We start from the raw sequence: 14,945 nt of genomic DNA, 5'->3' as shown, positions 1-14,945 counted from the left end.
ATGACCATCCCGCTGCTGTCGCTGCGCGGCATTTCCAAAAGCTACGGCCAGGTCCATGCCAACCAGCATATCGATTTGGACGTAGCTCCCCGGTCGATCCATGCCATCCTCGGAGAGAACGGCGCTGGCAAATCGACACTGATGAAGTTGATCTACGGCGTCGAGCGGCCGGACGACGGAACTGTCGCCTGGAATGGGCAGTCCCTAAGCCTTGCCTCCCCCGCGGCGGCGAGGCGTACCGGTATCGGGATGGTCTTTCAGCACTTCTCCCTATTCGAAAGCCTGACGGTAGTTGAAAACATCTGCCTGATCGTGCCCGGACGACGGGCTGAACTTGCGGAGCGAATTCGCATCCTCGGGAATGAATTTGGGCTTGAAGTCGATCCGCTGGCCCATGTGCATGAGCTGTCGGTCGGCGAGCGGCAGCGGGTGGAAATCATCCGATGCCTGATGACCGACCCGAAACTGCTGATCCTCGATGAGCCGACATCGGTCCTGCCGCTGCAAGCTGTCGAGAAGCTGTTTGAGACACTGCGCCGGCTGCGCGACGGCGGCGTATCGATCCTTTTCATCTCGCACAAGCTGGAGGAGATTCAGTCATTGTGTGACCGTGCCACGATCTTGCGCCGCGGGCGCGTAACCGGACACGTGGATCCGCGCGAGCATGACGCCCACGATCTCGCGCGCATGATGATCGGCCGCGACATGCCGGAAGCGATACCCGCAATGCCCTTGGCCGAAGGCGAAAAGCGCCTCGAGATCATAGGCCTCGACTACCGGCCGGACGATCCTTTCGCCGTACCGCTCTCCACGATTAGCTTGAGCGTGCGCAGCGGCGAGATTCTTGGCATTGCCGGTATTTCCGGGAATGGTCAAAAGGAACTTGCCTCGCTGATCTCAGGGGAAACGAGGCTGCCCCGGGACCAGCGCGATCAGCTCTTCATGATGGGGCAGGATGTGGGTGGCCTCGATGCCGCTAGCCGTCGAAGGCTGGGCTTTGCCTTTGTCCCGGAAGACCGGCTCGGGCACGGCGCAGTCCCGGAAATGTCGCTAACCCTCAACGGCCTGCTGACGGCCCACCCCAAGAAGCTTGTGAGACATGGTTTCCTCGACGGCGCCAAGGCCACAGCCTTCGCAAACGAATGCATCCGGGACTACGACGTGCGCACGCACGGTCCGGATGCGGAAGCAGGCTCGCTTTCCGGGGGAAACCTGCAGAAATTCATCGTCGGACGTGAAATCATGCTGGCACCGAAACTGCTCTTCCTTGCACAGCCTACCTGGGGTGTCGATGTCGGCGCGGCCTCTGCAATACGCAAGCGGCTGATCGAGCTGCGCAATCAAGGTATGGCAATTCTCGTCATATCGGAAGAACTCGAGGAATTGTTCGAACTCAGCGACTTCATTCAGGTCCTGCACCACGGCACGCTGAGCCCGCCACTCGTCACACGCGACACCCAACCGGAAGAAGTTGGTCGATACATGATCGGCGCACAGTCCCAACGCGAGAAGGCATTCGCATGAGCAGTTCCTTTTCCGTCACTTTGCCTACGTTAGTCCGCCGCGATCGAGCCTCGTTCGCCGCGAAGCTGCTCGCGCCGCCGATCGCCCTCATCGTCACCATCGCTCTCAATCTGAGTCTCTATATCGCCATGGGTCGCGATCCTGTCGCCGTGATCTACGCCATGCTGATCGAGCCGTTCTTCTCATGGGCCTCATTCTCCGAAGTATTGCTGAAGACCGGGCCCCTGCTTCTGATCGCACAAGGCCTGGCGATCGGCTTTCGTGCGAAGGTCTTCAACATTGGTGCCGAGGGCCAATTCGTCCTCGGTGCAATTTTCGCCTCCGCCATACCTATCTGGATGCCGCAGGCAACGGGCCAATGGATCTGGCCGGCAATGCTGTTGCTCGGCATCATCGGTGGCGCGTTATGGGCCTCTCTGACCGCCTTCTGGCGTGTCAGGCTCAATGCCAACGAAATCCTCGTTTCGCTAATGCTGAGCTTCGTCGCCGCACAATTGCTCAATTATCTGCTTCTGGGCCCTTGGAAAGATCCGAACGGCTACAATTTCCCCCAGTCGGTGATGTTCCAATACGATGCGATGGTGCCGATCCTGTTCGAGGGAACGCGCGTCAACATCTCGCTCCTCCTCGCCGTCGGCCTGTCCATCGCGGCGTGGATCTTCATGCAGAGGAGCTTCATCGGATATAAATTGCAGGTTGGCGGACTGGCCCCCCGGGCAGCAAGCTACGCCGGCTTCAAGGAGAGTTGGGCAATTTGGCTCTCGTTGATCATTGGAGGCGCCGCCGCAGGCCTTGCCGGTGCTGCCGAAGTTGCCGGACCACTTGGTCAGTTGCAGCGTTCCATCTCGACCGGCTATGGCTACTCGGCAATTATCGTTGCCTATCTTGGTGGTCTCAATCCCATCGGCATCGTCGTGTCCTCGATCGTCATGGCAGCACTCTACATCGGCGGCGATAATGCCATGGTTTCTGCCAATCTGCCCATCGCCGCCGTTCGCGTATTCCAAGGCAGCTTGCTCCTCGTCTATCTCATCGCTGTGGCTTTCGTGCGCTATCGCATCGTATGGCGCCCCATTTCCGCCCGGAGCGCACTATGAGCGCTATCGAGTTCATTCTTGCTGGCATGCTGGCAGCCGCAACGCCGTTTCTGCTGGCTGCTTTAGGCGAGCTCGTTGCCGAGCGCGCTGGCGTCCTCAATCTCGGCGTTGAGGGGTTGATGGCACTTGGCGCAGTCATCGCTTTCATTGTCGTTTATCACGGCGGCGGCCATTTGCTCGCTTTCATCGCGGCCGGGCTCGGGAGCGCTCTTCTTTCGATGATTTTTGCCGGGATCATTCTGGGCTTTAACGCAAATCAGGTCGCAACCGGCCTTGCCCTCGGAATTCTCGGCCAGGGCCTCTCGGCGCTGTTTGGCAAGAGCTACGAAAGCCTGACCGTCACCACGCTGCCAAAGATTGCGGTCCCCGGGCTTTCGCAAATTCCGGTCATCGGTGGGATGTTCAATCAGGATCTTGTGGTCTGGATTTCACTTGTTGTGACGATTGGCATATGGGTACTCTTTGCCTACGGCAAGATCGGCCTGGTCCTTCGCGCCGTCGGTGAAAATCCGAAGGCCGCTCACGCCATCGGCTATCCCATCATCGCGATCCGGTTTGCCGCAGTTGCATTCGGCGGCATGATGGCAGGCTTTGCCGGCGCCTACGCCGCGACGATATACACACCGCTTTGGGCGGACGGCATGATCGCCGGCCGCGGCTGGATTGCCATTGCCCTTGTTGTATTCGGGACTTGGCTGACAGCGAGGATTTTCCTGGGCGCCTGCCTGTTTGGTGCCGTGTCGCTTATGGGGCTTGCCGCCCAGGCGACTGGACTTGCTGTGCCCTCGCAACTGCTTGCATGCCTTCCTTATCTCGTGACGATTATCGTCCTGGGCATCATCTCCGCGGATCGCCGCCTGCTCAAGCTCAATGGTGTCGCCTCGCTCGGTGAGCCGTTTGAGCGATAGCAAACGCGTGTAGTCGAAGGCTCTTGCTCGCGAGCGGTGGAGACGGCGGGCGAGATTCGTTCAATCCTGACAGAAGCTGTAGATGGATGCTCTTGATGGGATCTGAATTCGCAGTCGAAAAGAACTGCCCGCGAAGTATGGCACACCATGGATCCCGTATTACCAATTCGCAAGGGCCGGCATTGTCAGCGCTCGCAAAAAGGCAGCGGCGCGCCCGCAAATTGATGCTTTCCACCGCCACCATCCTTGCCGTATCCGTTGATCGATGAATTGCAGACGGGAAGACACGGCAATGGCAAAGCCCTTCTATTGGAACGAACTCAATACGCATGATTTCGCCGAGCTCTCGCCCGAGACCACGATCGCGATCCTGCCAATCGCCTCGACGGAACAGCATGGCCCCCATCTGCCGATTGCAACGGACGTCGCCATCGCAGCAGGCATGCTGGCGGAGCTGAAGGTCCAGCGCCCAGACGATCTCGACTTCCTTGTGCTGCCGACGCAGGAAATCGGCAAGGCCAACGAACATATCTACGGTCCCGGCACGCTATCGCTCGGTGCGGAGCTGCTGATCCCGGTCTGGACCGCAATCGGTGCGAAGGTCGCCGAGGCCGGTATCCGCAAGATGGTGATCGTCAATTCCCATGGCGGCAATCTCGACATCATGGGCATTGTCGCGCGCGAGTTGCGCGTGCGCCATCAGATGGCCGTCGTCGCCACGCAATGGACTCGCTTCGGCACGCCGGACGGGATGATCGACGAGCATGAACAGCGCTTCGGCATTCATGGCGGCGATGTCGAAACCTCGCTCATGCTGCATTTCCGGCCTGAGCTTGTGCGGATGGACAAGGCTGAGAATTTCGCCTCCAAGGCGGAATGGATGAAGGAGCATTCCAAGTATCTGCAGCCGCTGCCGCCGCATTCGCTCGCCTGGATTGCCCACGACCTCAATCCGCACGGTGTCGTCGGCAATGCCGCCAACGGTACGGCGGAGAAGGGTGCGCTCATCTGCCGCCACCAGATCGCCGGCTTCATCGAGATGCTGCGCGACCTCAGCGACTATCCGCTCTCCAACCTTTATTCGAAATAGGCGTCAGAACGCCGGCGTTCGGAAGGCAGGATGATATGCCCTTTCGCCTGCAGTTCCTCGACCATCCCGGCCAGTTCTGCGAGCAGGTACTCGACGAAGAGGCTGGTGGCGGCGTCGAGCGGCGCTCGCGTGCGGGCAAACAGCTTCATCGGCTGAGGTCGCGAATGCGGCTCGGCGATCGGCCGGAATACCAGCTCTCCACGGCGACATTCGGTAATGACATCAAGCGGATTGAGTAGCGTCAGCCCCGCTCCGCATTTGACCAATTGCTTCAGCATTTCCGATGCGTTACTCTCAAGCACCGGTTCGACCTGAACCGCAAGACGCGCCAGCGTCAGATTGATAACCTCCCTGAGGCTCGTGCCGGGCTGCGCCAACAGCAGCCGCTCCTCCACGACATCGGCAAGATTGATCGGACCCGGTCCGATCAGGGGATGACCAGGTGGCAGCACGATGCCGATCGGTATGTCGAAATTGCCGAGCGAGCGGATGCCTGGTGTCGCCGGTATGTTGAAACCGAGGCCGATATCGACCTCACCCGAGACCACCGGCGCCATGGTCGTCGTGCCTGAATCGTTGCGAAGCTGAATGAAAACACGCGGATGCTCGGAGAGAAAGCGCGCGATGATCTCGGGCAAAGGTCCCGACGCCAACCCAACCGTCGCCACGATACGGACCTTACCGGCTTGCTGCATCTTGAGGCTGCGGATGCGGCCCTCCAACCGCTCGTAATTCTTCAATACCTCGCGGATATGTTCGATGCAGAGCTCGCCCGCCGCCGTCAGCCGCAGACCACGCGGCAAACGCTCAAAAAGCGGCGCCCCCATCTCCTCCTCCAGCGCCAGAATCTGGCGGTTGATCGCCGATGATGCGACATTGAGCCGTGCCGCTGCCTTGCGGATCGAGCCGCAGCGGGCAATCTCGTTGATGTAAAGAAGTCGTCTCGAGTGCAACATCGACGTTCCCATTGCTTAATTTTTGTCCAGACCGCACAATTTAGGCACAGACCCTGGAAGAGATGCCAAAAAGGCATCAATGCGCACGAATTTTGATGCTTTTCAAAGCGCAAGGCAACCGCTCAAATACAGGAAATGGGCGCCAACAATGGCGTCCCATGGCAGATAAAGGGAACAGTCAGCCATGTATATCAATGCATTGAAAACAAAAACATTCCTCGCCGCCATGGGTCTCGCCGCCGCGATCATGGCGGCCGGGCCCGCAAATGCGCTCGACAAAGTCACCTATGGCACCAACTGGCTTGCGGAGGCCGAACACGGCGGCTTCTATCAAGCCATCGCCGATGGCACCTATAAAAAATACGGCCTTGACGTCACCATCGTGCAGGGTGGCCCCAACGCTGCCAACCAGGCACTGCTGATCTCGGGCAAGCTGGATTTCTACATGGGCAGCCCGCAGCAGGAGATCGATTCGGTCAAGCAGGGCATTCCGATCGTCGATGTCGCAGCGATCTTCCAGAAGGACCCACAGGTGCTGATCGCCCATCCGGACGCCGGCGTCGAGAAGTTCGAGGATCTCGCCAAGCTGCCGACGCTCTTCCTGAGCAAGGACGGCTACGTCACTTATTTCGAATGGATGAAGGCGAACTTCCCGGGCTTCAAGGATGAACAGTTCAAGCCTTATAATTTCAGTCCGGCGCCATTCCTCGCCGACAAGCAGTCCGCGCAGCAGGGCTACGTGACCTCGGAACCCTATGAGATCGAGAAGCAGGCCGGCTGGAAGCCGAAAATCTTCCTGATCGCCGATGCCGGCTATTCGCCCTACTCGACGATGATCACCACGCAGAAATCACTGGTCGACAAGAACCCGGATCTCGTGCAGCGCTTCGTCAACGCCTCGATCGAGGGTTGGTACAACTATCTCTACGGCGACAACAAGGCGGCCAATGAGCTGATCAAGAAGGATAATCCCGATATGACGGATGGCCAGATCGCCTATTCCATCGCCCAGATAAAGGAACATGGCATCGTCGAATCCGGCGACGCCCTCGACAAGGGTATCGGCTGCATCACCGATGCCCATTACAAGAAGTTCTTCGATGAAATGGTGCAGATCAAGGTCTTCGATGCCGACATCGACTACAAGAAGGCCTTCGATCCGCAATTCGTCTGCAAAGGCTTTGGAATGACGTTGAAGAAGTAACATTCGAGCAAGGCAGCCCCTCACCCTAGCCCTCTGCCCACACGCAGGGAGAGGGAACGACGGAGCAAGAAGCGCCACCGCCAAACCACGAAAGCAGCAACTGCCTAGGCTATTGCGATCGTAGTTGGCAACCACGAGCACGATCATCCCCTCTCCCCGCAAGCGGGGAGAGGGCTAGGGTGAGGGGCACTTCTTGCTCCAAACCCAATTGCCGACATCGACAGAGAGCTTGACATGACCTTATCCAACGCGACCACTGTCCCTCCCGCAGAAATGCGCAAGCGGCCGCTTGTCGTCATGGAGCAGGTCTCCAAGGTCTTCTCCAATGGCACGCTGGCGCTTTCCGGCATGTCGCTCGATGTGGAGAGCGGCGAGTTCATCAGCTTGCTTGGCCCTTCCGGCTGCGGCAAGTCGACGGCCTTGCGCATCATCGCCGGCCTTGGCGGTGCTTCGAGCGGCAGGATCGACTGGCCGAGTTCGCGCATCAACGCCAAGGGTCTGCCGGAAGGCGATATCAGCTTCGTCTTCCAGGAGCCGACGCTGCTTCCCTGGAAGACAGTTTTCGGCAACGTCCATCTGCCGCTGAAATTGCGAGGAGTGTCGAAGGTCGAAGCTTACGAGCAGATCATGGAGACACTGGCAACAGTCGGCCTCAGAGATTTCGCCGAAGCCTATCCGCGCGAATTGTCCGGCGGCATGAAGATGCGGGTTTCGATCGCCCGCGCGCTGGTAACGAAACCGAAGTTGCTGCTGATGGACGAACCCTTTGCCGCGCTTGACGAAATCACCCGCCAGAAGCTCAATGACGACGTCCTGCGCCTCTGGCAGACGACGGGCATCACGGTCATCTTCGTCACGCACTCCGTCTACGAATCCGCCTATCTCTCCAACCGTATCGTCGTCATGAAGGCGCGGCCGGGCCGGGTTCATACCGACTTTCCTTTGGAAACCAGCGGCGAGCGCGACCCCCTTTACCGCTCATCGGAAGAATATCGGCAGGTCTGCGAGCAGGTATCTCGTTCGCTGATCGAGGCCATTGGCTGGCGGGAGGCGCATTGATGAGCGACAGCACCAGCCTGCCCGTCAAGCTTTCCGTTGAATCCGCCGATGTGCCCGCTGCCGCAGCCAGCAGGAAACGCAGTCAGGAACGCCTGCTCGGCATATCTGTGCCGATCCTGACCGTCATCGCGCTTCTCATCCTCTGGCAGCTTCTCGTCGTCGGAGCCGACATTCCGCAATATATCCTGCCGAGCCCGATCGCCGTCGCCAAGGCGCTGGTTTCCGATTGGGGCATCCTTTGGCCGGCTCTGTGGGTGACGACCGAAATCACCTTCATATCGCTGATCCTGGCGCTGATCGGCGGCGTCGGTTTCGCGATCTTCCTCGTGCAGTCCCGTTGGATCGAGCTGGCTTTCTATCCGCTGGCCGTCATCCTCCAGGTGACGCCGATCGTCGCGATCGCACCGTTGATCCTGATCTACGCGCCGACGCGCGAGGCGGCGCTCTTGATCTGCGGCTTTCTCGTCGCCTTCTTTCCGATCCTCTCCAACATGGTGCAGGGCTTGAAGAGCGTCGACCACAATCTGCTCGACCTCTTCGACCTTTATGGCGCCTCGCGCTGGCAGGCATTGCTGCATCTGAAGCTGCCGGCCGCCCAACCCTATTTCATGACTGGGCTGAGGATCGGCGGCGGCCTGTCGCTGATCGCATCGGTCGTCGCCGAATTCGCTGCCGGCTCCGGCGGCCCCAATTCCGGCCTCGCCTTCCGGCTGCTGGAGGCGCAATACCGCCAGAACATGCCGCGCCTGTTCGCCGCCCTGCTGCTGCTCTCGGCACTCGGCGTTGCCATCTTCGCCCTCACCTCCTTCATCTCATGGCTGAGCCTGCATCGCTGGCATGAAAGCAGCCTCAAGCGGGAGAACTGATGTCCTACTCCTTCATGTCCCCGCCGAACGCCGCGCGCTTCGTGCTGAGCAACGCCACCATTCCCGGCGTGACCGTGGCCGGCTTCACCGGCCCGTCAAGCGAGGGCCTTATGAAGGCCGACATCGTCGTTGCGGATGGCCTCATCAAGGATATCCTGCCGGCGGGCAGCGCGCCGGCGGAATTCGCCAAGGCCGACATGAGGGACGGCATGGTCTGGCCGACTTTCGTCGACATGCACACCCATCTCGACAAGGGCCATATCTGGCAGCGCCGAGCCAATCCGGATGGCAGCTTCATGGGCGCTCTCGACGCCGTGCGAGCCGATCGCGAGGCCAACTGGTCGGCTGACGATGTCAGGAAGCGCATGGAATTTTCGTTGCGCTCTGCCTACGCCCACGGCACCAGCCTCATCCGCACCCATCTCGATTCGCTGGCGCCGCAGCACCGCATTTCTTTCGAGGTGTTCTCGGCGGTGCGCGAAGCCTGGAAAGACAAGATCGCGCTGCAGGCCGTCGCCCTCTTTCCGCTGGATGCCATGGCCGAGGACGCCTTCTTCGCCGACCTCCTCATGGTGATCCGCGACGCCGGCGGCCTGATCGGTGGTGTCACGCAGATGAACCCCGATGTCGACCGTCAGCTCGACAAGCTGATCCGCGCCGCGTCGGACAACGGCCTGGACATCGACCTGCATGTCGACGAGACAGAGGACAGACAGGTTCTCACGCTGAAGGCGATTGCCGAGGCAGTTCTGCGCAACGGCTTCACTGGCAAGGTCACCGCAGGCCATTGCTGCTCTCTTGCGCGTCAGGACGAGGATGCCGCCGCTGCCACCATCGATCTCGTCGCCAGGGCGGGGATTTCGGTCGTCTCGCTGCCGATGTGCAATATGTACCTGCAGGACCGCCATCCAGGCCGCACGCCGCGCTGGCGTGGCGTCACCCTCCTGCATGAGCTTGCCGCCGCCGGCGTGCCGACCGCTGTCGCCTCCGACAATACCCGCGACCCCTTCTATGCCTATGGCGATCTCGACCCCGTCGAAGTGTTCCGCGAGGCCGTACGTATCCTGCATCTTGATCACCCGCTGGATACGGCCGCAAGGGTCGTCACCACCTCTCCCGCCGACATTCTCGGCTGCCCGGATATGGGGCGTATAGCGGTCGGCAACCCGGCCGATCTCGTGCTTTTCAGCGCCCGGCGCTGGAGCGAATTCCTTTCCCGTCCGCAGTCCGACCGCGTCGTCCTTCGCAAGGGCAAGGTGATCGACCGCAGCCTGCCGGACTATCGTGAACTCGACAGCGTCATTGGAGCCTGACATGCCGGATTACCAGCGCATCAAGAAAGAACTCGAAGGTATCGCCGTCGAAGATAATCCAGCACTCGTGCGCCAGAAGAGCCGGGACTTCTACTGGTACTCGCCAATCCTGAAAGCCCAGCTCGACAATGTCACCGCCGATCTCGTCGTCACCCCAAAGACCGAGGAAGAGGTGATCCGCACGCTGAAGGTCGCCTATGCGCATGACGTTCCCGTCACGCCACGCGGCGCCGGCACCGGCAATTACGGTCAGGCGATGCCGCTCTCCGGCGGCATCGTGCTCAACCTTGCCGCCATGAACAAGATCAAGGAGATCCATCCGGGCCGCGTCATCTGCGAACCTGGTATCGTCATTGCCGAACTCGACCGCCAGACCAAAGCACATTCAGGCCAGGAACTGCGCTTCCATCCCTCGACCGCGCAGACGGCAACGATCGGCGGCTTCATCGCCGGCGGCTCGGGCGGTGTCGGCTCGATTACCTGGGGCGGCTTGCGCGATCTCGGCAATATCCTACGCCTGCGCGTCGTGACGATGGAAGCAGAACCCCGCATTCTCGATCTCACCGGATGGGACCTGACCAAGGTCAGCCATGCTTATGGCACCAACGGCATCATCACCGAAATCGAACTGCCGCTGGCGCCGGCCTATGACTGGGTCGACGTGCTGGTTGGCTACGATGATTTCATGGATGCCGTGCGCTTCTCCGATGCGCTCGCCAAGTGTAACGGCATTCTGGTCAAGGAAATCGCCCCGATCGCCGCCCCCATTCCGTACGAATATTTCACCCGCCACAGGCCCTATATCCGCCAGGGGCAGTCGATCGTGGCGCTGATGATCGCGCCGCATTCGATGGCCCCCTTCGTCGCCTTTACCATGCAGCAGAAGGGTGAAATCACCTTCCGCTCCGATAAGGTGGAGAGCATGAAGGGCATCCCGCACGCCTATGAACTCGCCTGGAACCACACGACGCTGCGCGCCCTCAAAGTCGATCCGTCCATCACCTATCTGCAGGTGCAGTATCCGGGTCCGGACCATGTCGCCAAGGTCCAGAAGATGGTGGAAATCTTCGGAGACGAGGTGCCCGGCCATCTCGAATTCATCAAATTCGACGGGCAGATTCAATGTTCGGGCCTGCCGCTGGTGCGCTATACCTCCGAGGCGCGGCTTGAAGAGATCATCAAGATCCATCAGGACCATGGCTGCCCGATCTTCAATCCGCATCGCTATACGCTCGAGGAAGGCGGCATGAAGCAGACCGATGCGATCCAGCTTGCCTTCAAGAAGGAGACCGATCCGAAGGGCCTGCTCAATCCCGGCAAGATGATCGCCTGGGACGACCCGAATTTCGATTTCAAATCCGGCAAGAACTACCTCTTCCCCGGCCTTGCGGCGCTGATGGAGGCTTCATGAAGGTTCTCCTCCTTCATTCTCATCCAGTCGAGGAAAGTTACGGCGCAGCATTGCACCGGCAAACCATTGAGAGCCTGAAGAGCGCCGGCCACGAGGTCGATGATTGCAATCTTTACGCGGAAGGCTTCGATCCCGTGCTCTCACGTCGCGATCGCATGATCTACCACGACTATCCCGACAATACCGAGGCGGTCAAATTCTATGTCGAAAGGCTTGAGCGCACCGAGGCGCTGGTGATCGTCACCCCGGTCTGGAACTTCGGCTTTCCGGCCATCCTCAAAGGCTATTTCGACCGCGTCTGGCTTCCGGGCGTCTCCTTCGAACTCGTCGATGGCAAGGTGCGCTCAAAGCTGCAGCATATCCGCAAGCTCGGCGCGGTATTGACCTATGGCGCCGACCCATTCCGTGCCTTCATTGCCGGCAACCCGCCGAAGAAGATCGTCAAACGCGTGCTGCGCGCGCAGATCAAGCCTTTCGCCCCGGTCGTCTTCCTCGCCCATTACGACATGAACCGCTCGACTGACGAGACCAGAGGGCGGTTTCTTGAGAAGGTGCGCCAGGAAATGCTGCGTTTCTAAAGCCTCGCTTAAGCGGCAACTGCTGCCATTTCCGAAAATTATTCGGCCACTTCAAGATCGATGGTGTCGTGAGCAGTCCTCGAGGAAAATCCGGATTCCTTTACAACCATGGAAGTGGGCAAGAGCCGCCGTAACCGCCCGATTGCTACCGCCTGCCAGCCATCGTCGTGATGGCCTAAGACACGTGTTTAACGACGTCGTTAGCGACGTGTCTTAGGTGGAGATTGCGATGCGCGTTGAGATTCTTGGGCAGGAACGGCGGCGTCGATGGCGCGATGATGAGAAGCTCGCGATTGTGATGTCGGTTGAGGTTGCCGGAACCACCATCACCGAAGTTGCTCATCAGCACGATATTACGCGACAGCAGATTTACGCTTGGCGTAGCGAGTTGAAAAAGAAGGGGCTGCTCTCGACGTCTGCGAATGCATTGTTCGTTCCCGTCGACATGAATGCCGTGCAGGCCGATGTCCCCGAAGACAAGAAGAACTGCTGCGGGACGATCGAACTGCGATTGAGCTGCGGCCGCACCCTTCGCTTTGGGAGCGCGGTGGACACTGGCGCCCTGACGAAGCTTATCCGGGCGGTGGAAGCAGCATGATCGGGCCTGGGACCGGCGTTCGGGTCTATCTTGCGTGCGGGATCACGGACATGCGCAAAGGAATAGAAGGCCTGGCTGCGCTTGCGCAGGATATCCTGCGCCAGAAGCCGACGAGCGGTGCGGTCTTTGCCTTTCGCGGCAAACGTGGCGATCGTTTGAAGCTGCTGTATTTTGATGGCCAGGGCTTCTGCCTGTATTACAAGATCTTGCAGAAAGGGCGGTTCCCATGGCCTTCTGCGGCCGACGGGGCAGCCCGGCTTACGTCTGCCCAACTGGCGATGTTGTGGGAAGGGATCGATTGGCGTCGTCCTGATTGGGGGGCACCACCGGCCCGTGTCGGGTGATTTTATCCCACTGAAACCACTGGTTTTTATGGCAATTTCTCCTAGCGTGTGGTAGTCAGGATCATGTCTCGCGCGACGACAAATCTTCCGGACGATCCAGCCTTTCTCAAGGCAATGATTGCCGCTTTGCTGGCGGAAAATGCGAAGATGTCGGCCACATTGCAAGCGCATGACCAGTTAATCCAAACACTGCGGCTGCGCATCGCCAAGCTGAAGAAACAGGTCTTCGGCAAGTCGTCTGAGAAGATTGAGCGTGAAATCGAGCAGTTGGAACTGGCGCTTGAGGATCTGTTGATCGCCGCCGCTGAGGCCATTACTGCCCCAATCGATGAAGTTGATGAGGCGGCGTCGACAGTGCCCCTGGCGGATCCGTCCGAAAAGACCATGCGCCGACGCCCCCGCGTGTCGGACACGGCGGTCCGCGAGCGCCGAGAACTCGATCCCGGCTCCTGCTGCCCGGATTGCGGAGGAGAGTTGCGTCTTGTCGGCGAGGACACCAGCGAAATCCTCGATATGATCGCCGCGCAGATGAAAGTCATCGAGGTTGCTCGGTTGAAGAAGTCCTGCCGCTGCTGCGAGAAGATGGTGCAGGTGGCAGCACCCAGCCGTCCGATCCCGGGCAGCATGGCCGGCGCTAGGCTCTTGGCGTACATTCTGGTCTCGAAGTTCGACGACCATTTGCCGCTATACCGTCTGAACGAGATTTTTGCCCGCATGGGTGCCGACATTCCCGACAGCACGATGGTCGATTGGTGTGGTCGTGCGATGCAGGTGCTTCAGCCTCTCATCGAGCGGATCGAAACGGCGATCATGGCAAGTGATCTCCTTCATGCTGACGACACGCCAATCCGGGTGCTGGATCGCTCGCTGCGAGACAAGGGATTGGGCAAAGGCGTGAAGAAGGGCAGGCTCTGGACGTATGTTCGCGATCAACGTCCCTGGTCTGGCGCTTCCCCGCCCGGTGCAGTCTACTATTTTGCTCCTGACTGGAAAGAAGAGCACGTTCATCTTCACCTCAGGCAATCAAGCGGCATCCTTCAGGCTGACGGCTACAAAGGATACGGCAAGCTGTACTCACCTGGAGAGAATGGAACGTCTCGCTTTAAAGAGGCGGCCTGCTGGGCCCATTGGCGACGAGACTTCCACGACATCTGGACATCAAACAAGTCAGAGATCGCACGGGAGGCTCTCGATCGTATTGGTGCTCTTTATGACATAGAGCGTGGCATCAACGGCCAGCCTCCTGATATCCGTCTTGCCGCGCGTCAGGTCCAGAGCAAGCCCAAGGTCGATGCATTCCGCCACTGGGCTGAAGCTCAACTAACCCGCATTCCAGGCAAAGGCGATCTGGCGACAGCTTTCCGATACGGTTTGAGCCGCTGGGCTTCGCTCTGCCTGTTCCTCGAAGACGGTCGCGTTGCGATCGACAACAATGCCGCTGAGCGGGCCCTGCGTCCGATAGGCGTTGGAAGACGCAACTGGCTCTTTGCGGGAGCCGACACGGGAGCGGAAACGTTGGCACGCGCCATGACGATCATCGAGACGGCCAAGATGAATGGTCTTGACCCGCAAGCCTATCTGGCTGACGTGCTCGATCGTATCCACGATCACAAGATCAATCGGTTAGACGAATTGCTTCCGTGGAACTGGTCGGAGATCACCACAATCGACGCAAAGGCAGCGTGATGGCGACAGTTACCCACGTCCGTACGATCAAATTTGTTGCCGAAATCCTCGAAGAGGACGTGGAGCTTCTTCAGGCCATCGTCTCCAACGATGATAATCTAAGCTACGGCAGCATCATCTCCGTCTACACCGGGGACGATGAATCCATGACCGCACTGACGGACGACGGTATGGAAGAGCTGGAGCAGATGCTCTCCCACGCTCGCCGCTCAACCGACGAGTGGAACGACTTCCTCGACAGCTTTGTCGACGACAAAGAACTCATCGCCCGCATCAAAGCGAAATCTCCGCGGTAACAATCGGCCGGTTAC

The 14,945-nt window shown here is 59.5% G+C and carries 15 protein-coding genes; 14 read left to right on the top strand and 1 reads right to left on the bottom strand.

Going from position 1 to position 14,945, the window contains the following annotated elements; all coding sequences use genetic code 11:
* The 4 genes from GA0061102_RS18810 to GA0061102_RS18795 all read left to right on the top strand — a co-directional run bounded on the left by GA0061102_RS18810 (position 1) and on the right by GA0061102_RS18795 (position 4,619).
* Positions 1-1,524, top strand: coding sequence for an ABC transporter ATP-binding protein (locus GA0061102_RS18810; RefSeq protein ID WP_092852049.1), 1,524 nt, complete (start codon positions 1-3; stop codon positions 1,522-1,524).
* A complete protein-coding gene (locus GA0061102_RS18805) occupies positions 1,521-2,621 on the top strand; it encodes an ABC transporter permease (protein ID WP_092852047.1) in 1,101 nt (366 codons plus the stop codon). The genes GA0061102_RS18810 and GA0061102_RS18805 overlap by 4 nt, the downstream gene beginning before the upstream one ends.
* Positions 2,618-3,529, top strand: a complete 912-nt coding sequence (locus GA0061102_RS18800) for an ABC transporter permease (protein ID WP_092852045.1) — start codon at positions 2,618-2,620, stop codon at positions 3,527-3,529. Before GA0061102_RS18805 ends, GA0061102_RS18800 begins: the two co-directional genes overlap by 4 nt.
* Positions 3,530-3,821: 292 nt before the next feature.
* Positions 3,822-4,619, top strand: a complete 798-nt coding sequence (locus GA0061102_RS18795) for a creatininase family protein (protein WP_092852043.1) — start codon at positions 3,822-3,824, stop codon at positions 4,617-4,619.
* On the opposite strand, the gene GA0061102_RS18790 is transcribed toward GA0061102_RS18795, so the two are convergent.
* Positions 4,607-5,575 (bottom strand): LysR family transcriptional regulator, encoded by a 969-nt coding sequence (locus tag GA0061102_RS18790; RefSeq protein WP_092852041.1) that lies wholly within the window; start codon positions 5,573-5,575, stop codon positions 4,607-4,609. The genes GA0061102_RS18795 and GA0061102_RS18790 overlap by 13 nt on opposite strands.
* A 184-nt stretch (positions 5,576-5,759) precedes the next feature.
* Between GA0061102_RS18790 and GA0061102_RS18785 the strand changes: the two genes are divergently transcribed.
* The 10 genes from GA0061102_RS18785 (at position 5,760) to GA0061102_RS18740 (ending at position 14,930) form a co-directional block, all read left to right on the top strand.
* Positions 5,760-6,779, top strand: coding sequence for an ABC transporter substrate-binding protein (locus GA0061102_RS18785; RefSeq protein ID WP_092852039.1), 1,020 nt, complete (start codon positions 5,760-5,762; stop codon positions 6,777-6,779).
* 234 nt (positions 6,780-7,013) lie between these two features.
* The gene (locus tag GA0061102_RS18780) at positions 7,014-7,838 is read left to right on the top strand and encodes an ABC transporter ATP-binding protein (RefSeq protein ID WP_092852037.1); all 825 of its coding nucleotides are present in this window, start codon (positions 7,014-7,016) and stop codon (positions 7,836-7,838) included.
* Positions 7,838-8,704 (top strand): ABC transporter permease, encoded by an 867-nt coding sequence (locus tag GA0061102_RS18775; protein ID WP_092852035.1) that lies wholly within the window; start codon positions 7,838-7,840, stop codon positions 8,702-8,704. The genes GA0061102_RS18780 and GA0061102_RS18775 overlap by 1 nt, the downstream gene beginning before the upstream one ends.
* On the top strand, positions 8,704-10,017 hold the full coding sequence (locus GA0061102_RS18770; protein WP_092852033.1) for a cytosine deaminase: 1,314 nt from the start codon (positions 8,704-8,706) through the stop codon (positions 10,015-10,017). The genes GA0061102_RS18775 and GA0061102_RS18770 overlap by 1 nt, the downstream gene beginning before the upstream one ends.
* A gap of 1 nt (position 10,018) precedes the next feature.
* Positions 10,019-11,428, top strand: coding sequence for an FAD-binding oxidoreductase (locus tag GA0061102_RS18765; RefSeq protein WP_092852031.1), 1,410 nt, complete (start codon positions 10,019-10,021; stop codon positions 11,426-11,428).
* The gene (locus GA0061102_RS18760; RefSeq protein WP_092852029.1) at positions 11,425-12,006 is read left to right on the top strand and encodes an NAD(P)H-dependent oxidoreductase; all 582 of its coding nucleotides are present in this window, start codon (positions 11,425-11,427) and stop codon (positions 12,004-12,006) included. The genes GA0061102_RS18765 and GA0061102_RS18760 overlap by 4 nt, the downstream gene beginning before the upstream one ends.
* Before the next feature lie 217 nt (positions 12,007-12,223).
* Positions 12,224-12,604 (top strand): IS66-like element accessory protein TnpA, encoded by a 381-nt coding sequence (tnpA, locus tag GA0061102_RS18755; RefSeq protein WP_245298060.1) that lies wholly within the window; start codon positions 12,224-12,226, stop codon positions 12,602-12,604.
* Positions 12,601-12,948, top strand: coding sequence for an IS66 family insertion sequence element accessory protein TnpB (gene tnpB / locus GA0061102_RS18750; protein ID WP_092852025.1), 348 nt, complete (start codon positions 12,601-12,603; stop codon positions 12,946-12,948). Before tnpA ends, tnpB begins: the two co-directional genes overlap by 4 nt.
* Before the next feature lie 63 nt (positions 12,949-13,011).
* Positions 13,012-14,634: an IS66 family transposase gene (gene tnpC / locus GA0061102_RS18745; RefSeq protein WP_092852023.1), complete on the top strand. Its 1,623-nt coding sequence runs from the start codon at positions 13,012-13,014 to the stop codon at positions 14,632-14,634.
* Positions 14,634-14,930, top strand: a complete 297-nt coding sequence (locus GA0061102_RS18740) for a hypothetical protein (protein ID WP_092852021.1) — start codon at positions 14,634-14,636, stop codon at positions 14,928-14,930. Before tnpC ends, GA0061102_RS18740 begins: the two co-directional genes overlap by 1 nt.
* Positions 14,931-14,945 lie beyond the last annotated feature (15 nt).

The organism is Martinezella miluonensis, from assembly GCF_900094545.1.
Classification (GTDB): Bacteria; Pseudomonadota; Alphaproteobacteria; order Rhizobiales; family Rhizobiaceae; genus Rhizobium; species Rhizobium miluonense.
This window is presented reverse-complemented; position numbering and strand designations above follow the sequence as displayed.

What these genes read in the sequence shown, in the direction of transcription:
- GA0061102_RS18810 (WP_092852049.1), top strand. Translation starts at nt 1, where the DNA reads ATGACCATCCCGCTGCTGTCGCTGCGCGGCATTTCCAAAAGCTACGGC.
- GA0061102_RS18805 (WP_092852047.1), top strand. Translation starts at nt 1,521, where the DNA reads ATGAGCAGTTCCTTTTCCGTCACTTTGCCTACGTTAGTCCGCCGCGAT.
- GA0061102_RS18800 (WP_092852045.1), top strand. Translation starts at nt 2,618, where the DNA reads ATGAGCGCTATCGAGTTCATTCTTGCTGGCATGCTGGCAGCCGCAACG.
- GA0061102_RS18795 (WP_092852043.1), top strand. Translation starts at nt 3,822, where the DNA reads ATGGCAAAGCCCTTCTATTGGAACGAACTCAATACGCATGATTTCGCC.
- GA0061102_RS18790 (WP_092852041.1), bottom strand. Translation starts at nt 5,575, where the DNA reads ATGTTGCACTCGAGACGACTTCTTTACATCAACGAGATTGCCCGCTGC.
- GA0061102_RS18785 (WP_092852039.1), top strand. Translation starts at nt 5,760, where the DNA reads ATGTATATCAATGCATTGAAAACAAAAACATTCCTCGCCGCCATGGGT.
- GA0061102_RS18780 (WP_092852037.1), top strand. Translation starts at nt 7,014, where the DNA reads ATGACCTTATCCAACGCGACCACTGTCCCTCCCGCAGAAATGCGCAAG.
- GA0061102_RS18775 (WP_092852035.1), top strand. Translation starts at nt 7,838, where the DNA reads ATGAGCGACAGCACCAGCCTGCCCGTCAAGCTTTCCGTTGAATCCGCC.
- GA0061102_RS18770 (WP_092852033.1), top strand. Translation starts at nt 8,704, where the DNA reads ATGTCCTACTCCTTCATGTCCCCGCCGAACGCCGCGCGCTTCGTGCTG.
- GA0061102_RS18765 (WP_092852031.1), top strand. Translation starts at nt 10,019, where the DNA reads ATGCCGGATTACCAGCGCATCAAGAAAGAACTCGAAGGTATCGCCGTC.
- GA0061102_RS18760 (WP_092852029.1), top strand. Translation starts at nt 11,425, where the DNA reads ATGAAGGTTCTCCTCCTTCATTCTCATCCAGTCGAGGAAAGTTACGGC.
- tnpB (WP_092852025.1), top strand. Translation starts at nt 12,601, where the DNA reads ATGATCGGGCCTGGGACCGGCGTTCGGGTCTATCTTGCGTGCGGGATC.
- tnpC (WP_092852023.1), top strand. Translation starts at nt 13,012, where the DNA reads ATGTCTCGCGCGACGACAAATCTTCCGGACGATCCAGCCTTTCTCAAG.
- GA0061102_RS18740 (WP_092852021.1), top strand. Translation starts at nt 14,634, where the DNA reads ATGGCGACAGTTACCCACGTCCGTACGATCAAATTTGTTGCCGAAATC.